This is a genomic window from Romboutsia sp. 13368 (assembly GCF_018336475.1).
Taxonomy (GTDB): Bacteria; Bacillota; Clostridia; order Peptostreptococcales; family Peptostreptococcaceae; genus Romboutsia.
The window spans coordinates 374,123-375,761 of record NZ_CP048741.1 but is presented as its reverse complement, the minus strand read 5'-3'; the positions used below and the strand labels follow the sequence as shown (position 1 = coordinate 375,761).

Below are 1,639 nucleotides of genomic sequence, written 5' to 3'. Positions count from 1 at the left end.
TTATATAAGAAAATTTTATTTAAATTAAATAAAAAAKATTATCTAGAAATAATATTAATTTAAAACTATTTCTTAAGATAATCTTTTTATAATTTATTATTTTAGTTACTTATTAAAGGTAGCTTTATTATAAAATTACTTCCTTTTCCAACTTCACTTTCAACATAAATATCTCCTTTATGTAATTCTATTATCTGTTTTGTTATAGTAAGCCCTAATCCGCTTCCACCTTTAATTTCATTATTAGAATCTATAACCTGATTAAATCTATCAAATATAAATTCTATATATTTTTTATCTATTCCTATTCCATTATCCTTAACACTTATCATAACCATATCGTCTATTTCTTTTATAGTAACTTCTATTTTGCCTCCAATTGGAGTAAATTTTATAGCATTACTAACTAAGTTAACTATACATCTTTCAATTTCATAATCATCACATTCTATTATCAACTCTTCTATATGTGGGTCTATTATAATATCAACCCCCTTATACTTAGCAAATTCTATTAAACTTAACACTGCCTCTTCAACTACATAAACTATATCATTCTTTTTTAAATTTATTGTATAACTATCATTTTCTAGCTTACTGCTATCGATTATATTATTAATTAACTTTAGCAATCTTTTACAATTTCGATTTGATGTTTTCATATAGCTACTTAACTTTTCTTTATTTATAGCTACATCATTATTATTAAACTCTTCTATAAGTTGATTTGTACTACTAATTACATTTAACGGAGTTCTTAATTCATGTGATAAATTTATAAAATATTTATTTTTATTTTTTTCTAATTTAATGACCTTATTTAATATATTGTTATTTTTATCCATTTCATCTCTTAATTGTTTTGTTTTTTTATCAACTAATTTATCTAATTTTTTCATCTTATTTTTATTATTATAAATTAATATAAATATTAAAATAACATATATAATTATAGMTAAGTCACTAAACCAAAAAGGTGGTTTTATATTAAAACTAACAGTACTTTCATCACTATATTTTCCATTCGAGTATCTTGCTATAACTCTAAAGTTATAATCTCCAGCACTTAATTTGTGATAAGTTATATTATTATCATTAGTACTATACCATTCTTCATCATTTCCATCTAATTTATAGTAATAGGTTGTCTTTGATGTATTTTGATATGCTGGTACAAAAAATTCAAATTTAATAGTGTTATCATCTGATTCAAAACTTCTATTGTCTAAGTTTATAAATTCTTTACCTCGTACATAAGATTCACTAAAAACTACATGTGGTAAAAAATCAGAACTATCAATTTCTTCAGGATTAAATACATTTAATCCATTAATACCGCCAAAGAAAAATTCTCCATCTTCATTTTTATAAGCAGCATTTCCATTAAATTCATTACTTTGTAAACCATCAGTTATACCAAAATTTCTAAATACTAAATTATCAGAATCAAATTTAGATATCCCTCCATTCGTACTTATCCACAATTTTTTATTATTGTCTATTAAAATTCCATATACAGTATCATTTGCTAATCCATCCTTTGTAGTATATCTATAAAATTTTTCTCTATTCTTATCAAATTTATTCAATCCATAGCTAGTACCTATCCATAAATTATTATTTTCATCTTCTATTATAG

Annotated in this window: 1 protein-coding gene; it reads right to left on the bottom strand. The window is 22.4% G+C overall.

The features are described from left to right. Window positions 1–101: 101 nt before the first annotated feature. Window positions 102–1,639, bottom strand: a 1,538-nt coding sequence (locus G3997_RS01525; RefSeq protein WP_296647004.1) for a sensor histidine kinase, incomplete at its 5' end; no start/stop codon positions are given.